This window comes from Streptomyces sp. NPDC088194 (assembly GCF_040702025.1).
Classification (GTDB): domain Bacteria; phylum Actinomycetota; class Actinomycetes; order Streptomycetales; family Streptomycetaceae; genus Actinacidiphila.
In genome coordinates this window covers 1-15765 of sequence record NZ_JBFBIV010000137.1, presented here as the reverse complement: position 1 = coordinate 15765, position 15765 = coordinate 1, and the positions used below count along the sequence as shown (strand labels likewise).

At 72.5% G+C, this 15765-nt stretch carries 12 protein-coding genes and 1 pseudogene; 2 read left to right on the top strand and 11 right to left on the bottom strand.

What is annotated here, in order from left to right:
• Positions 1–136: 136 nt before the first annotated feature.
• From whiA to uvrA, 6 genes are all read right to left on the bottom strand, one after another.
• A complete protein-coding gene (whiA, locus tag AB0399_RS37905) occupies positions 137–1114 on the bottom strand; it encodes a DNA-binding protein WhiA (protein ID WP_103884000.1) in 978 nt (325 codons plus the stop codon).
• Positions 1105–2124: a uridine diphosphate-N-acetylglucosamine-binding protein YvcK gene (yvcK, locus tag AB0399_RS37900; protein ID WP_328462789.1), complete on the bottom strand. Its 1020-nt coding sequence runs from the start codon at positions 2122–2124 to the stop codon at positions 1105–1107. The genes whiA and yvcK overlap by 10 nt, the downstream gene beginning before the upstream one ends.
• A 2-nt stretch (positions 2125–2126) precedes the next feature.
• Positions 2127–3020, bottom strand: a complete 894-nt coding sequence (rapZ, locus tag AB0399_RS37895) for an RNase adapter RapZ (protein ID WP_366414376.1) — start codon at positions 3018–3020, stop codon at positions 2127–2129.
• Between the two features lie 218 nt (positions 3021–3238).
• On the bottom strand, positions 3239–5467 hold the full coding sequence (gene uvrC, locus AB0399_RS37890; RefSeq protein ID WP_366414375.1) for an excinuclease ABC subunit UvrC: 2229 nt from the start codon (positions 5465–5467) through the stop codon (positions 3239–3241).
• 47 nt (positions 5468–5514) lie between these two features.
• Positions 5515–5946 carry a Rieske (2Fe-2S) protein gene (locus tag AB0399_RS37885; protein WP_329370574.1) on the bottom strand — a complete coding sequence of 144 codons (432 nt, stop codon included), beginning with the start codon at positions 5944–5946 and terminating at the stop codon, positions 5515–5517.
• Positions 5947–6088: 142 nt separating this feature from the next.
• The gene (gene uvrA, locus AB0399_RS37880) at positions 6089–9049 is read right to left on the bottom strand and encodes an excinuclease ABC subunit UvrA (protein ID WP_366414374.1); all 2961 of its coding nucleotides are present in this window, start codon (positions 9047–9049) and stop codon (positions 6089–6091) included.
• A 245-nt stretch (positions 9050–9294) separates the two neighbouring features.
• Between uvrA and AB0399_RS37875 the strand changes: the two genes are divergently transcribed.
• Positions 9295–9951 (top strand): MBL fold metallo-hydrolase, encoded by a 657-nt coding sequence (locus tag AB0399_RS37875; RefSeq protein WP_366414373.1) that lies wholly within the window; start codon positions 9295–9297, stop codon positions 9949–9951.
• Between the two features lie 56 nt (positions 9952–10007).
• On the opposite strand, the gene AB0399_RS37870 is transcribed toward AB0399_RS37875, so the two are convergent.
• Together AB0399_RS37870 and AB0399_RS37865 are read right to left on the bottom strand one after the other, a co-directional pair.
• Positions 10008–10487, bottom strand: coding sequence for a hypothetical protein (locus AB0399_RS37870; RefSeq protein ID WP_366414372.1), 480 nt, complete (start codon positions 10485–10487; stop codon positions 10008–10010).
• The gene (locus tag AB0399_RS37865; protein ID WP_366414371.1) at positions 10484–10963 is read right to left on the bottom strand and encodes a hypothetical protein; all 480 of its coding nucleotides are present in this window, start codon (positions 10961–10963) and stop codon (positions 10484–10486) included. The genes AB0399_RS37870 and AB0399_RS37865 overlap by 4 nt, the downstream gene beginning before the upstream one ends.
• 39 nt (positions 10964–11002) lie before the next feature.
• Here AB0399_RS37865 and AB0399_RS37860 point away from each other — a divergent pair, with 39 nt between their 5' ends.
• A complete protein-coding gene (locus tag AB0399_RS37860; RefSeq protein ID WP_366414370.1) occupies positions 11003–11995 on the top strand; it encodes a WYL domain-containing protein in 993 nt (330 codons plus the stop codon).
• Between the two features lie 31 nt (positions 11996–12026).
• Here AB0399_RS37860 and AB0399_RS37855 read toward each other — a convergent pair whose 3' ends face one another.
• The 3 genes and pseudogenes from AB0399_RS37855 to AB0399_RS37845 form a co-directional block, all read right to left on the bottom strand.
• On the bottom strand, positions 12027–13136 hold the full coding sequence (locus AB0399_RS37855) for a cytochrome c oxidase assembly protein (RefSeq protein ID WP_329370563.1): 1110 nt from the start codon (positions 13134–13136) through the stop codon (positions 12027–12029).
• Positions 13137–13285: 149 nt separating this feature from the next.
• Positions 13286–14389 (bottom strand): TerC family protein, encoded by a 1104-nt coding sequence (locus AB0399_RS37850; protein WP_366414369.1) that lies wholly within the window; start codon positions 14387–14389, stop codon positions 13286–13288.
• A 273-nt stretch (positions 14390–14662) separates the two neighbouring features.
• Positions 14663–15765: pseudogene (locus tag AB0399_RS37845) on the bottom strand (phosphonate metabolism protein); the annotation flags it as partial.

Here is a 15765-nt window from a genome sequence, read left to right as displayed (position 1 = left end):
GCCCCCCGCGGGGGGGGGGCGGGGCGCCCGCGCCCCCCCCCCCCCACGGCGGGTATCCGGACCACCGGCCGGTGGGTGGCCGGTCGCGCAGTTCCCCGCGCCCCTGAAGGGGCACCCCCGCCCGGGAGGGGACGGGTCAGCCGACCATTTCCTCGGTGAGGTTGGCCTCGGTGCCGGGCATCCCGAGATCGGACGCACGCTTGTCCGCCATCGCGAGCAGCCGCCGGATACGCCCGGCCACCGCGTCCTTCGTCAGCGGCGGCTCCGCGAGGGAACCGAGCTCCTCCAGGGACGCCTGCTTGTGGTCCATCCGCAGCCGCCCGGCGGCGGCGAGGTGCTCGGGGACGTCGTCCCCGAGGATCTCCAGGGCGCGCTGCACCCGCGCCCCCGCGGCCACCGCCGCACGAGCGGACCTGCGGAGATTCGCATCGTCGAAGTTGGCGAGCCGGTTCGCGGTCGCGCGCACCTCGCGCCGCATCCGCCGCTCCTCCCAGGCGAGCACGGAGTCGTGGGCGCCGAGCCGGGTGAGCAGCGCGCCGATCGCGTCGCCGTCGCGGACCACGACGCGGTCCACGTTGCGCACCTCGCGGGCCTTCGCCGGGATCTGCAACCGGCGGGCGGCCCCGACCAGCGCGAGGGCGGCCTCGGGCCCGGGGCAGGTCACCTCCAGGGAGGAGGACCGGCCGGGCTCGGTGAGCGACCCGTGCGCGAGGAAGGCGCCGCGCCAGGCCGCCTCCGCGTCGCAGGTCGCGCCGGAGACGACCTGCGGGGGCAGCCCGCGGATCGGGCGGCCGCGCCCGTCCACCAGGCCGGTCTGCCGGGCCAGCTGGTCGCCGCCGGCCACCACCCGCACGACGTACCGGCTGCCGCGGCGCAGCCCGCCCGGGGCCATCACCACCAGGTCGGAGGCGTGCCCGAAGATCTCCAGGATGTCCTTGCGCAACCTGCGCGCCGCGATCCCGGTGTCGAGTTCCGCCTCGATCACGATCCGCCCGCTCACCAGGTGCAGGCCGCCCGCGAAGCGCAGGATCGACGAGACCTCCGCCTTGCGGCAGCAGGTCCGGGTGACGGGGAGCCGGGAAATCTCGTCCTTCACCGCTGCCGTCATCGCCATGGGCCGATCCTTCCACGCATACGAAAAATCCGGTCATACGCGGCCGCCAACGACTCGGGGTCGTGCCGCGGCCCGTCGGGGGCGGCGACCCGGGCCAGTTCGACCGTTGCGCCCAACTTCTGGGCGGCCTGTTCCAGGCTGTCCCGGTCGGGTACGGCGGCTTCGTCGGCGAGAACCACGTCGATGGTGAGTTTAGGGGCGTGTCGGCCCAAAACCTCCAAGTGACGCTGCGGAGAAAAACCTTCGGTCTCTCCGGGTTGCGGCGCGAGGTTGAGCGTGAGCACCCGCCGGGCCCTGGTCTGGGCCACCGCGTCGGCCAACTCCGGTACCAGCAGGTGCGGGATGACCGAGGAGAACCACGAACCCGGGCCGAGCACCACCCAGTCCGCGTCCATCACCGCCTGCACCGCCTCGGGCACCGCCGGCGGGTCGGCGGGCACCAGGTGCACCTCCTGCACCTCGCCGGGCGTCAACGCGACGGTGGCCTGCCCCCGTACGGTGGACACGGCGTCGGGCAGTTTCGGGTCGTGGCCGCGGACGATCGCCTCCAACTCCAGCGGCACCGCCGACATCGGCAGCACCCTGCCGTGCGCGCCCAGCAGCCGGCCCACCCACTCCAGGGCGGCGACCTCGTCCTTCAACTGCTCCCACAGCGCGACGATCAGCAGGTTGCCGACCGCGTGGCCGTGCAGGTCGCCGCCGCTGACGAAGCGGTGCTGGAGCACCCGCGACCAGGTCTGCCCCCACTCGTCGTCGCCGCACAGCGCGGCCAGCGCCTTGCGCAGGTCGCCGGGGGGCAGCACCCCCATCTCGGCGCGCAGCCGCCCGCTGGAGCCGCCGTCGTCGGCGACCGTGACCACCGCGGTCAGATCGCCGGTGATCCGGCGCAGCGCGGCCAGGGAGGCGGACAGGCCGTGGCCGCCGCCCAGGGCGACCACCTTCGGCGGTACCCCGGACCGGCGGCCCGAGGCGGCGTCCTTGCCGCCGCGGCGCCGCCGCCTACCCGTCATGATCACTCGCGCCCCATGTCCCTGTGTACGGTCACCGTTTCCACTCCGTCCGCCGCCAGCCGCGCCGCGAGCCGTTCCGACATCGCCACGCTGCGGTGCTTGCCGCCGGTACACCCGACGGCGATGGTCACATAGCGCTTGCCCTCGCGCCGGTAGCCCGACGCGATGATGTGCAGCAGCTCGGCGTACCGGTCCAGGAACTCCTTGGCGCCGGGCTGGTTGAACACGTACGTGGCCACCTCGTCGTTGAGCCCGGTGAAGGGACGCAGCTCCGGCACCCAGTGCGGGTTGGGCAGGAAGCGGCAGTCCACCACCAGGTCGGCGTCGACGGGAAGCCCGTACTTGTAACCGAACGACATGACGGTGGCCCGAAGTTCCGGTTCCTCGTCACCGGCGAACTGGGCGTCGAGCTTGGCCCGCAGTTCGTGCACGTTGAGACTGGAGGTGTCGATCACCAGGTCGGCGTCGCCGCGCAGTTCGCGCAGCAGGTCGCGTTCGGCCGCGATGCCGTCGACGATCCGGCCGGTGCCCTGAAGGGGGTGCGGGCGGCGGACCGACTCGAAGCGCCGCACCAGCGCGTCGCCGGACGCCTCCAGGAAGATCACCCGGCGCTTGACGCCCTTGGTGGCGAGGTCGGCGAGCGACTCGCGCAGGTTGTCGAAGAACTGCCGGCCGCGCACGTCGACCACCACCGCGATCCGTGCCACGTTCCCCTGGGAGCGGGCGCCGAGGTCGACCATGGTGGGGATGAGGGCGGGCGGCAGGTTGTCCACGACGAACCAGCCGAGGTCCTCCAGGCACTTGGCCGCGGTGCTGCGGCCGGCTCCGGACATGCCGGAGATGATCACGAGTTCGGGGATGGGTGCCGGGGTCTCCCCCGTCGCGCCGCTGGTCATGTCGGTGCTGGTCCCGTTGTCGGCGGTGTTCTCGTCGATGGTGCTGTTCCCGTTGGTGGTGCGGATGTCGTCGGCGGTGCGGATGTCGTCGGTGGTGCCGGTCTCGTCGCCGGAGCCGGTCTTGCCGGAGCTGCCGGAGCTGCCGGAGCTGCCGGAGCTGCCGGTGCTGCCGGTGCTGCCGGTGCCCGGTGTGGCGGTCCTGGGTTCTTCGTGCTCGCTCATCTGCTCTTCCCCCGATGGTCTGACGGGTCTGCCGCGGGCCCGGCGGACTGCCCGTCGCTGTCCTCGATGATCTCTCCGGTCGCGGTGTTCACGGCCGGCCCGGCCGGTGCCGCGGCCGCCAGGGTGGCGGCGACCGTCTCCGCGGTGCGAAGGCCGATCCCCGGTACCTCGCAGATCTCCGCGATGGTCGCCGAGCGCAGCCGCTTCAGCGAGCCGAAGTGCTTGAGCAGGGCCTGCTTGCGGGTGGCTCCGAGCCCGGGCACCGCGTCCAGGGCGCCGGCCTTCATCGACTTGGAGCGCTTGCTGCGCTGGTAGGCGATGGCGAAGCGGTGTGCCTCGTCGCGGACCCGCTGGAGCAGGTACAGGCCCTCGCTGGTGCGCGGCAGGATCACCGGGTCGTCGTCGCCGGGCAGCCAGACCTCCTCCAGCCGCTTGGCCAGCCCGCAGACCGCGACGTCGTCTATGCCGAGCTCGGCCAGGGCCCGGCTCGCGGCGGCGACCTGGGGCTGGCCGCCGTCGACCACGACGAGCTGCGGCGGGTAGGCGAACTTGCGGGGGCGCCCGGTGTCGGGGTCGATCGGACCGCCGACCGCCTCGTCCTGCTCCGCCGCGTCGTCGTGCCCGGTCAGGTCGTGCCCGTATCCGGCCAGGTCGTGCCCGTGCCCGGCCAGGTCGTGCCCGTGCCCGGCCAGGTGATCGGCCAGGTCGTGGTCGTGGTCGTCGGGCTGCTGCCGGCCGCCGTCGGGCGGGCCCTGCTGGTCCTGCGGGTTCTCCTCCTGCTCCTCCCACTCGCTGGTGCGCTGCTTCTCCTGGAGGTAGCGGCGGAACCGGCGGGTGATCACCTCGTGCATGGACCGGACGTCGTCCTGCCCGGCGAACGACTTGATCTGGAAGCGGCGGTACTCGCTCTTACGGGCCAGGCCGTCCTCGAAGACCACCATGGACGCCACCACGTCGTCGCCCTGGAGGTGGCTGATGTCGTAGCACTCGATACGCAGCGGCGCCGTGTCGAGGTCGAGGGCGGTGGCGATCTCCTCCAGCGCGCGGGAGCGGGTGGTCAGGTCCGAGGCGCGCTTGGTCTTGTGCAGGGCCAGCGCCTGCTGCGCGTTGCGCTGCACGGTGGCCATCAGGTCCTTCTTGTCGCCGCGCTGCGGCACCCGCAGGCTGACGTGCGAACCGCGCCGCTCGGCCAGCCACTGCGCCACCGGCTCCTCCGGCTCGGGCAGCGCCGGGACCAGCACTTCCTTGGGCACGCCGCCGCTGCCGCCGGACTGCTCCGCGTCACCGCGCTCGTCGCCGTACAGCTGCTGGATGGCGTGCTCGACCAGGCCCGCGGTGTCGACCGCCTCCACCTTGTCGGTGACCCAGCCGCGCTGCCCGCGCACCCGGCCGCCGCGGACGTGGAAGATCTGCACGGCCGCTTCGAGTTCGTCCTCGGCGACCGCGATCAGGTCGGCGTCGGTGGCGTCGGCGAGCACCACCGCGTTCTTCTCCATGGCGCGGCGCAGCGCCTCGATGTCGTCGCGCAGCCGGGCCGCCTGTTCGTACTCCATGGCGGCGGCCGCGTCCTTCATCCGCTGCTCCAGCCGGCGCAGGTAGGTGCCGGTGTGGCCGGCCATGAAGTCGCTGAACTCCTCGGCGAGTTCACGGTGGTCCTGCGGGCTGATCCGGCCTACGCAGGGCGCGGAGCACTTGCCGATGTAGCCGAGCAGGCAGGGCCGGCCGATCTGCGCGGAACGCTTGAACACCCCGGCCGAGCAGGTGCGGACCGGGAAGACCCGCAGCAGCAGGTCGACGGTCTCGCGGATCGCCCACGCGTGGGCGTACGGCCCGAAGTAGCGCACGCCCTTGCGCTTGGGCCCGCGCATCACCTGGACCCGCGGGAACTCCTCGTTCATCGTCACGGCGAGCGACGGATAACTCTTGTCGTCGCGGTACTTGACGTTGAACCGCGGGTCGAACTCCTTGATCCAGGAGTACTCCAGCTGCAGCGCCTCGACCTCGGTGGAGACCACCGTCCACTCCACGGACGCCGCGGTGGTCACCATCGTGGCGGTGCGCTGGTGCAGGTTGGTGATGTCCTGGAAGTACGACGACAGGCGCTGCCGCAGGCTCTTCGCCTTGCCGACGTAGATCACCCGGCGGTGCTCGTCCCGGAACTTGTAGACCCCTGGGGAGTCGGGGATCTGGCCCGGCTTCGGTCGATAGCTGCTGGGGTCTGCCATGCCTTCCACCCTACTGTCGGGAGACGACGATCCAGGGGCAGGAGCGGTCAGGTCGCGGGGCCCGCCGTCAGCTTGCCGCCGACCGCCTTGATGTCCACCGCCGGCAGCGCCTTCGGGGCCGGGCCGCGCACGACGGCGCCGGTCTCGGCGTTGAACTCGCTGCCGTGGCACGGGCAGGACGCGGTGGTGCCGTCCACCGTGTCGAGCACGCAGCCCTCATGGGTGCAGACCGCGCTGAACGCCTTGAAGGTGCCCTGGGTCGGCTGCGACACCAGCACCTTGTCGTCGCGGAAGAGCTTGGCGCCGCCGACCGGCACCGCGGAGGACGCGCCGAGGTCCACCGGCTTGGTCGGGCCGTCCGCGGAGTCGTTCTTCTTGCCGCCGCACGCGCTGAGGCCGACTCCGGCGGCTCCGACGGCGCCGGCCAGGGCCGCGCCGCGAAGGACGGTCCGACGGGTGGCGGGCAGTTCGGTGGACATGGGCGCTCCTGGTGCGGGATATGACCGGTCTTGCGGTCCGTACCTTACGTCCCGCACCTGGACGCCTTTGCGACGGCATACCGCGACAATGTCCCCGGCGCGCGTGGAGCCGGGAACACCTGCCGTCCGGGACGCCCGCCGGCTATGCCTTGGCGGCGCGCTTGCGCGGAGCCACGGCCTTCTTCGCTGTCTTCGCCGCCGCGGTCGCCTTCTTCGCCGGAGCCCGCTTCCTGGGCGCGGGCACGGCCGCGTCGCTGACCGCGTCCGGGCTGAGGATGTCCCGCAGGAACTTGCCGGTGTGGCTGGCCGGGACGCCCGCGATCTGCTCGGGGGTGCCCTCGGCGACCACCAGCCCGCCGCCGCTGCCGCCCTCGGGGCCCATGTCCACCACCCAGTCGGCGGTCTTGATCACATCGAGGTTGTGCTCGATGACGATCACGGTGTTCCCCTTGTCGACCAGCCCGGAGAGCACCTTGATCAGCTTGCTGATGTCCTCGAAGTGCAGACCGGTGGTGGGCTCGTCCAGCACGTAGACGGTGCTGCCGGTGGCGCGCCGCTGCAGCTCGGAGGCGAGTTTCACCCGCTGCGCCTCGCCGCCGGAGAGGGTCGGGGCGGGCTGGCCGAGCCGGACGTACCCCAGACCGACTTCGTTGAGGGTGCGCAGGTGGCGGGCGATGGCGGGCACCGCCTCGAAGAAGTCCAGCGCCTCCTCGATCGGCATGTCCAGCACCTCGGCGATGGACTTGCCCTTGTAGTGCACCTCAAGGGTCTCCCGGTTGTACCGCGCGCCGTGGCAGACCTCGCAGGGGACGTAGACATCCGGGAGGAAGTTCATCTCGATCTTGATGGTGCCGTCGCCCGAGCAGTTCTCGCAGCGGCCGCCCTTGACGTTGAAGGAGAAGCGGCCGGGCAGATAACCGCGGACCTTCGCCTCCATCGTCTCGGCGAACAGCTTGCGGACGTTGTCGAAGACGCCGGTGTACGTGGCCGGGTTGGAGCGCGGGGTGCGGCCGATCGGCGACTGGTCGACGTGCACCACCTTGTCCACCAGGTCGTCGCCGTCCACCCGGGTGTGGCGGCCGGGGACGCTGCGGGCGCCGTTCAGCTCGCGGGCGAGGTGGGTGTACAGGATGTCGTTGACCAGGGTGGACTTGCCGGAGCCGGAGACACCGGTGACCGCGGTGAGCACGCCCAGCGGGAAGGACACGTCGATGTCCTGGAGGTTGTGCTCGCGGGCGCCGTGCACCGTCAGCCGGCGCGCACGGTCGATCGGGCGGCGGTCGGCCGGGGTCGGGATGGAGCGCTTGCCGGAGAGGTACTGCCCGGTCAGCGACTCCTCGTTGACCAGCAGCTCCTTCAGGGAGCCGGAGTGGACGACCTTGCCGCCGTGCTCGCCGGCGCCGGGGCCGATGTCCACCACCCAGTCGGCGGTCTTGATGGTGTCCTCGTCGTGCTCGACGACGATCAGGGTGTTGCCCAGGTCACGCAGCCGGACCAGGGTCTCGATCAGCCGGTGGTTGTCCCGCTGGTGCAGGCCGATGGAGGGCTCGTCCAGGACGTAGAGCACGCCGACCAGGCCGGAGCCGATCTGGGTGGCCAGCCTGATCCGCTGCGCCTCGCCGCCGGACAGGGTGCCCGCGGCGCGGTTGAGCGAGAGGTAGTCCAGGCCGACGTCGACCAGGAAGCGCAGCCGCTCGTTGACCTCCTTGAGGACGCGCTCGGCGATCTTCTTGTCGCGGGCGGCGAGCTTCATCCCGGCCAGGAACTCGGCGCAGTCGCTGATCGACATCGCGGCGACGTCGGCGATCGACCTTTCCTGCACGGTGACCGCCAGCACGATCGGCTTCAGCCGCCGGCCCTCACAGGTGGGGCAGGGCACCGCCCGCATGTACCCCTCGAAGCGCTCGCGGCTGGAGTCGCTCTCCGACTCGTTGTGCCGGCGGCGGACGTAGGGGATCACGCCCTCGAAGTGCGTGGTGTACGAGCGCTCGCGGCCGAACCGGGTCTTGTACGCCACCCGGACCTCGGACTTGTGCCCGTAGAGCAGCGCCTTCTTGGCGCGCGCGGGCAGGCCCGCGTACGGGATGTCGGTGCGGAAGCCGACCTCCTTGGCGACGCTCTGCACCAGCTTGTCGAAGTACCCCTTGGACATGCCGCTGGACCACGGTGACAGGGCGCCCTCGTCGAGCGACTTCTGCTCGTCGGGCACGATCAGCTCGGGGTCGATCTCCATCCGGGAGCCGATGCCGGTGCAGTCCGGGCAGGCGCCGAAGGGCGAGTTGAAGGAGAAGGAGCGCGGCTCCAGCTCCTCGAACGACAGGTCGTCGTAAGGGCAGTAGAGGTGCTCGGAGAACATCCGCTCGCGCTGCGGGTCGTCCTCGGGCAGGTCGACGAAGTCGAGGATGACCATGCCGCCGGAGAGGCCGAGCGCGGTCTCCACCGAGTCGGTGAGGCGGCGCTTGGCGCTGTCCTTGACGGTGAGGCGGTCGACGACCACCTCGATGGTGTGCTTCTCCTGCTTCTTCAGCTTGGGCGGGTCGGTGAGCTGGACGGTGGCGCCGTCCACCCGGGCCCGGCTGTATCCCTTGGTCTGGAGGTCGGAGAAGAGGTCGACGAACTCGCCCTTGCGCTCGCGCACCAGCGGGGAGAGCACCTGGAAGCGGACGCCCTCCTCCAGCTCCAGCACCCGGTCCACGATCGCCTGCGGGGACTGCCGGGCGATCGGACGGCCGCACTCGGGGCAGTGCGGCTTGCCGATCCGGGCGAAGAGCAGCCGCAGGTAGTCGTAGACCTCGGTGATGGTGCCGACGGTCGAGCGCGGGTTGCGGGAGGTGGACTTCTGGTCGATGGAGACGGCCGGTGACAGGCCCTCGATGAAGTCCACGTCGGGCTTGTCCATCTGCCCGAGGAACTGCCTGGCGTAGGACGAGAGCGACTCGACGTACCGGCGCTGGCCCTCCGCGAAGATCGTGTCGAAAGCGAGCGAGGACTTCCCGGAACCGGACAGCCCGGTGAACACGATGAGCGAGTCCCGGGGCAGGTCCAGCGAGACGTTCCGGAGATTGTGCTCGCGAGCGCCGCGGACGGTGAGTCGGTCGGCCACGCCAGTGCACCTTTCCGTAGTAGGGGGACGGTGAACGGTCAACACCCCCCGGTCAGCCTAAACGGGGAACGGTCGACATTTCTTCCTCTCGGACCTCTTGCCGGTCCTGTCGCCGCCGTCTGGCCCGGCCGCTGCGACACTCACGACTCTATAGCACGCACATTCGATTCCCGGCCTTCCGCTGCCCCTTTCACCCGATCGTGTGGTGCATGCGTCCCCGGCGTGACAGGCCATAGGCTGGGCGCATGGCGTATACGGGAGAGGTCACGGTCGGCGGCACGCCCGACGTGCACGAGCTGGAAGACCTGATCATCACGAAGGTCGCGGTCGGCCCCATGAACAACAACGCGTACCTGCTGCGCTGCCGGGCCACCGGCGAGCAGCTGCTGATCGACGCGGCCAACGACGCGGGGACCCTGCTGGAGGTCGTCGGTTCCGATGGTCTCACTTCCGTGGTCACCACCCATCAGCACGGCGACCACTGGCAGGCGCTCCAGGACGTGGTGACGGCCACCGGGGCCGCCACCTACGCCGGGCGCGAGGACGCCCCGGGCATCCCCGTGCCCACCGGCACCCTGCTGGACGACGGCGACACCGTCCCGCTCGGCCCGCTGCGCCTCACCGTCCGCCACCTCGTGGGCCACACCCCCGGCAGCGTCGCCGTCATCTACGACGACCCGCACGGTCACCCGCACGTGTTCACCGGCGACTGCCTGTTCCCCGGCGGCGTGGGCAACACGCACGACGACCCCGCCGCGTTCACCAGCCTCCTCGACGGCGTGTCGGCCAAGCTCTTCGACGTCCTCCCGGACGAGACCTGGGTCTACCCGGGCCACGGCGACGACACGACCATCGGCGCCGAGCGCCCCCACCTCGCGGAGTGGCGCGCACGCGGCTGGTGAGCGGGGCAGGGCCGCAGGGCCGGCCGGACCGGTCCGGCCGTGCGGTCCGGTACGGCTCAGTCCCGGCGGCGGGTCATGCGCATCGTCCAGTTGGTCAGCCAGGTGGCGCCGCCGTCGGTGGAGAACGCCTGCTCCCACCGGGCGGCGTCGGCGGTGACGCCGCTCCACAGGAACCGGACCCGCACGTTGCGGCCCTCGTGGCGGTCGTTGCCGTGGAACTCGCCGACGCCGTCGGTGAAGCGGCCGACGACCGGTGGGAACAGGGTGCCGGTGCGCTCGCTCGCCCAGTACAGGGACCACTCCTGGCGGACAGGGTCGTGGAGCCGCAGGGTCAGGCCGGCGGAGCCCTTGGTGGGGAAGGTCACCTCGTCGAAGTTGGCATTCCCCCCGAAGTGGCCGGAGGCGCGGCTCACGCCGGGGAACTCCTCCCAGGGCGACTGCGGGTCGAGGAAGTCGGTGCGCCGCCGGTTGGCGACGTCCCAGGTGCCGACGAGGAAGTCGAAGTCGTGCGCGGTGCTGCTCGGGGTGCTGGTCACGGGCGGTCTCCGGTGGTGCCGTCGGGAAGGGTGTCCAGGAGGTAGGCGTCCAGGTCGGGCGGGTCGGCGGCCAGGAGGTGCCGCACCCAGGCGTCCCGCTCGTGCAGCAGCGGCGGCAGCTCCCAGACGCAGCCGATCAGCGACCGCTCGACCCGGACGAAGCGGGTCGGGTCGTGGTCGGGGCAGCCGAGCACCGGCTGCCCGGCCGCCGCTCCCGCGAAGTGCAGGGCGTTGTCCCAGGCCCAGGTGTAGGCGTTGAGGTAGGCGCCGTCGTCCCCTCCCCTGTGGAGGACGACGAAGCCCGCGCCGGGCGTCCCGTCGGGTTCGGGCAGCAGGTCGGGCAGGAGCGCGTACGCGGCCGCCTCGACCTCCGGCGCGATCCCCGCGGGGTCGGCGGTGACGTGGTACCGCTTGAGGCGGCGACCGCCGACCTCCAGCGGCGGCCGCGCGGTCAGCAGTTTCTCGGTGAAAGGCATGGCTGGACGCTAGAACGGCTTCCCTGACACCCTGTGTCAGTGAAGTCCAGCCGGCTGCTGTCGATCCTGCTGCTGCTCCAGAACAGGGGCCGGCTGACCGCCGCCCAGCTCGCCGCGGAGCTGGAGGTCTCGGTCCGCACCGTCTACCGCGACGTGGAGGCCCTGCACGCCGCCGGTGTCCCGCTCTACGGCGACGCCGGCCACGCCGGCGGCTACCGGCTGCTCGACGGCTACCGGACCCGGCTGACGGGGTTCACCTCCACCGAGGCCGACGCGCTGCTCCTGTCCGGCGCGCCGGGCCCGGCCGCGGATCTGGGGCTCGGCCCCTCCCTGGCGGCGGCGCAGCTGAAACTGCGGGCGGCCCTTCCCGCGGAGCTGCGCGCCCAGGCGACCAGGATCGCCGCCCGCTTCCACCTCGACGCGCCGGGCTGGTACACCGAGGACGCCGACCTGCGGTTCCTGCGGCAGGTCGCGGACGCGGTCTGGCACAGCAGGGCGATCGAGGTCCGGTACCGCCGCTGGAAGGAGCCCACCGACGTCGACCGCCGGCTGGAACCGTACGGCCTGGTGCTCAAGGCCGGCCGCTGGTACGCCGTGGCGGGCCCGGGGCCGCGTACGTACCGCGTGGACCAGATCCTCGCGCTGACGCCCACGGCGGAGGGCTTCCAGCCGCCGCCGGACTTCGACCTGGCGGACTACTGGCAGCGCCACCAGGCGGACTTCCACGCCCGCCTGCACCAGGAGGAGGCCACGGTACGGCTCTCCCCCGCGGCGGCGGCGCGGCTGACCGGGGCGGCGGCCCGGGCGCTCGCGGCCACCGGCAGCACGGAAACGGACGGCTGGACCCGCGCGGTACTGCCCGTGGAGTCCGTGGACCAGGCGCACGCCTTCTTCCTGTCGCTGGGCGCCGAGGCCGAGGTGCTGGCCCCGGCCGCGCTGCGCGCACGGCTGGCCGAGACCGCGGCCGCGCTGGCGGTCCGCTACGCCGGGCCCGCGCCGGAGGCGGAACCGCCCACGGCCGCCGCGCCCTGACCCGCCTCCGGGCGCCGGGCCGCGGCGGCGCTCAGCGGCGGCGGCGCATCCGCTCGCCGACCTCGCCCTCGTCCGTCTCCCACCAGGGGCGGGTGGACACGGGCACCTCGGCCCGAGCGGGCGCGGCCGGGGCCGAGGGGGCGGGCACCGCGGCGGAGGGCGCGCCGCCGCCCGAAGCGCCGCCGGAAGCCCCGCCCGAAGCGCCCGCGGGAGAGTCGGAGGCCGCCGAAGCCCCGGAAGGCACCTGCTGCTCGGCCCGGGCCGACAGCACGGCCTCGCGGTCGAGGGCGGCGTCGAGCGCGGCGGTCTTGTCCCGGTCGGCGCGCCACCACTCCATGAAGACCAGCAGGAGGAAGGGCAGCCCGACGAGTTCGGCGAGGGCCAGCATGAGGCCGCCGCCGAGCATCTGGTCGCGCTTGACGGAGGGCCCCCAGTCGCGGGTGTGCGTGTGGTACCAGTGGCCGGCGACCAGGGTGCCGCTGGTCATCACGACGATGCCGGGCACGGAGTCGAAGAGCCCGTCGAGGAAGACCAGGACCGCGCGCACCGGGTGGTTGCACCAGCGCGGCAGCAGCTCCTGGCGGCTGAGCATGGGCAGCACGAACAGGCATCCGGTGAGCAGCAGTTGCAGGTGCATCAGCTGCCGTACGGAGTCGTGGGCGAGCGCGTGCGGGAAGTACGGCGTGAAGTAGATGGTCAGTTCGGAGACGAGCACCAGGACCGAGCTGATCAGCGGGTAGGTGAGCACGCGCACCGGGCGGGAGGAGAACGCGCGGCGCAGGCGGCTGCCGGGGGCGGCGAGGCCGATCGGGTCGCCGAGCGCGAGGCCGAGCGGGGCGAACAGGTCGAGCAGGATGTTCTGCACGGCCGCGGGCCAGAACAGCACCCGGTTGTAGACGGCGAGCGCCGACATGGTCGCGAAGACCAGGGTGCCGAGGCCGAAGACGTAGAAGACGGCGACCCGCCACAGCGGCCAGCGGCCACCGGAGGCGAGCCTGCGCCGTACGCCGTATCCGTACACCGCGCCGAGCAGGAGCACGGCGGCCAGGGCGACGCCGTCGAGTTGCCAGGTGCCGAGGAAGCGGCTCCCGGTCAGCTCGGGCAGTGCCTGGAAGCCGGGCGCGGCTGCCGTGGTCGCCACATCTGTGCCTTTCGCGTGGGTCCTGGGCCGACGGAGCCACGCTAGTCCCCGGGCCGGGCCGCCCGTACGCAGGGGGGCGGCCCGGGGCCGGGGTGTCGTCAACCGCCGTGGGGCGCCCGGGGCGCCGCCGGACGGCTGTCAGGGGTGCGTCAGGACCTCTGGCGGCGCTGGGCCGGCTGCCGGTCGAGCCGGTGGGAGCCGGACTCCGGGGCGGGTTCGCCCTGGTCGGAGGCGTCCTCGGCGGTGTTCCCCGCGGTGTCCCCGGCGGGGCGTTCCCCGGCGGGCGCGGGCCTGGTGCCGTCGGCCGGGGCGCCCCCGCGGCTGACGGCCAGGCTCGTCGCGGTCGTCACCGCGAGCACGGCCACGATCACCCCCAGGGAGACGGGGATGGAGATCTCGGGGACGTGCACCCCGGCCTCGTGCAGGGCGTGCAGCACCAGCTTGACGCCGATGAACCCGAGGATCACCGAGAGCCCGTACGACAGGTGCACCAGCCTCTTGAGCAGGCCGCCGATCAGGAAGTAGAGCTGGCGCAGGCCCATCAACGCGAACGCGTTGGCGGTGAAGACGATGTACGGGTCCTGGGTGAGGCCGAAGATCGCCGGGATCGAGTCGAGCGCGAAGAGCACGTCGGTGGTGCCGATGGCGAGCATCACCACGAGCATCGGGGTCATCAGCCGCTTGCCGTTCTCGGTGACGAAGAGCAGCGTGCCGTGGTAACTCCGGGTGGACGGGACGCGCTTGCGCACCGCCTTGAGCACCCGGTTCTCCTCGAACTCCTCGTCCTGCTGGGGTCCGGCCATCGCCTCCTTGACCAGCTTCCACGCGGTCCAGATCAGGAACGCGCCGAAGATGAAGAAGACCCAGGAGAAGCTCGCCACGATGGTGGCGCCGGCCGCGATGAACACCGCGCGCAGCAGGAGCGCGATGAGCACGCCGATCAGCAGCACGCGCTGCTGGTACCGCGTGGGCACCGCGAACTTCGCCATGATCAGCACGAAGACGAAGAGGTTGTCGACGCTGAGCGACTTCTCGGTGATGTATCCGGCGAAGAACTCGCCGGCGGGGCGGCCGCCGGCGAAGACCAGCAGGCCGACGCCGAACAGTCCGGCGAGGACGACCCAGACCGCGGTCCAGATCCCGGCCTCGCGGACGGACACGTCGTGGGGGTTGCGGCCGATCAGAAAGTCGGCGCCGATGAGGGCGAACAGTCCTGCGATGGTGAGCGCCCAGAGGGTGAGCGAGACATCCACGGGATCTCCGGCTGTAGCGGTCGGTCAAACAACCGTACACGAATGCCCAAGAAATGGTAAAGAGATGCCGAAGGTGACGGCGTGTCGCACTCCGGGCGGCAGCGGCTCGCCGGGCAGGTCGTGCGTGCTCGCGGGCAGTCCGTACGGGGCCGACCGGACGGCTTCGGGCCGTGCGGACGCCGCGTCAGATCGGGCGGGGAACGGGGGCGGCGTGAGGACGGGGGCGGGGTCAGCCGCGGCGGCCGGGGCGGGCGCGGTACGGCTGGGCCGCCCTCACCTCCCGTATGCCGGACGGGCCGCGGCCAGCCTTCGCAGCACCTGCGCCACCACCTGGCTGCCCGGCGGCACCAGCGCGGGTTCGTACGTCCACGCGTGGCCCACCCACGGGTCGGCGAGGTGGTCGCTGGGCAGCGGGGTGAGCCGCAGCATCGAGCGCCACAGCGGGTCGAGCACCGGGCCGTACGCCGAGGCGTCGTCGCGATCGGCGACCAGCAGCAGGTGGACGCCCGCGGCGGGCCCTTCGTCGGCGAGGTAGCGCAGCTGGTTGACGGCGCGGTCGTCGAAGCCGTACGGGAACTCGTTGACGATCAGCAACTGCTCGGCCTGGTCGAACCCGGGCGGCAGCGAGTCGGCCGCGCCGCCGCGCATGGCCATCTGGAGCAGGTCGACCCGCGCGGTGAGGCGGCCCAGCACCTCGTTGACACCGGCGGCGCCCGCGGCCGGCGGCGGCAGCGCCAGCGCGCCACCGGAGTACAGCGGGGCGAACGCGGTGGCGGCCGAGCCGGCCGGGTCCAGCGCGTGCATGGCGAAGCCGCCCGCCGGGTGGCAGGCCAGCAGCCGGGCGGCGGTCGCGACGGCGACCTCCATCGCGACGCCGCGGTCGTCGGCGCTGTCGATCCACAGCCCGCGCTCCAGCGGCAGCCGGACCAGCAGCGGGATCGGCAGTTCGGGCGCCTCGGGCACGGTGAGGCCGCCGAGCCGCACGGCGAGCGCCGGCTGCTCGGGCACTTCGTACGCGTGCCAGGCCGGGTTCTCCCAGCCGGCGAACGCGGGCGGCAGCGCGGGCTCGACCACCTCGGCCTCGGCGGCGAGTTGGGCGAGGTCGCGGTCGAGCACGGCCCTGGCCTGGTCGACCAGCGCGACCTGCTTCGTCATCGCCTGGTCGCGGGCCGCCTCGGCCTGCGCTCCGCCGCGGGTGCGCGGGTCGGCGAGCAGCGCGTCCAGCTCCTGGTCGTACCGCGACTGCGCGAAGTCCTCGGCGCTGCGGTACGCGGCGACGGTGCGGGCCAGATCCTCGAACATGCCCCAGATCTGGTTGTGCAGCCGCTCCTCCAAGGTCCAGCCCCCGGCGTCCCCAGCGACCGGGACGGGCGGGC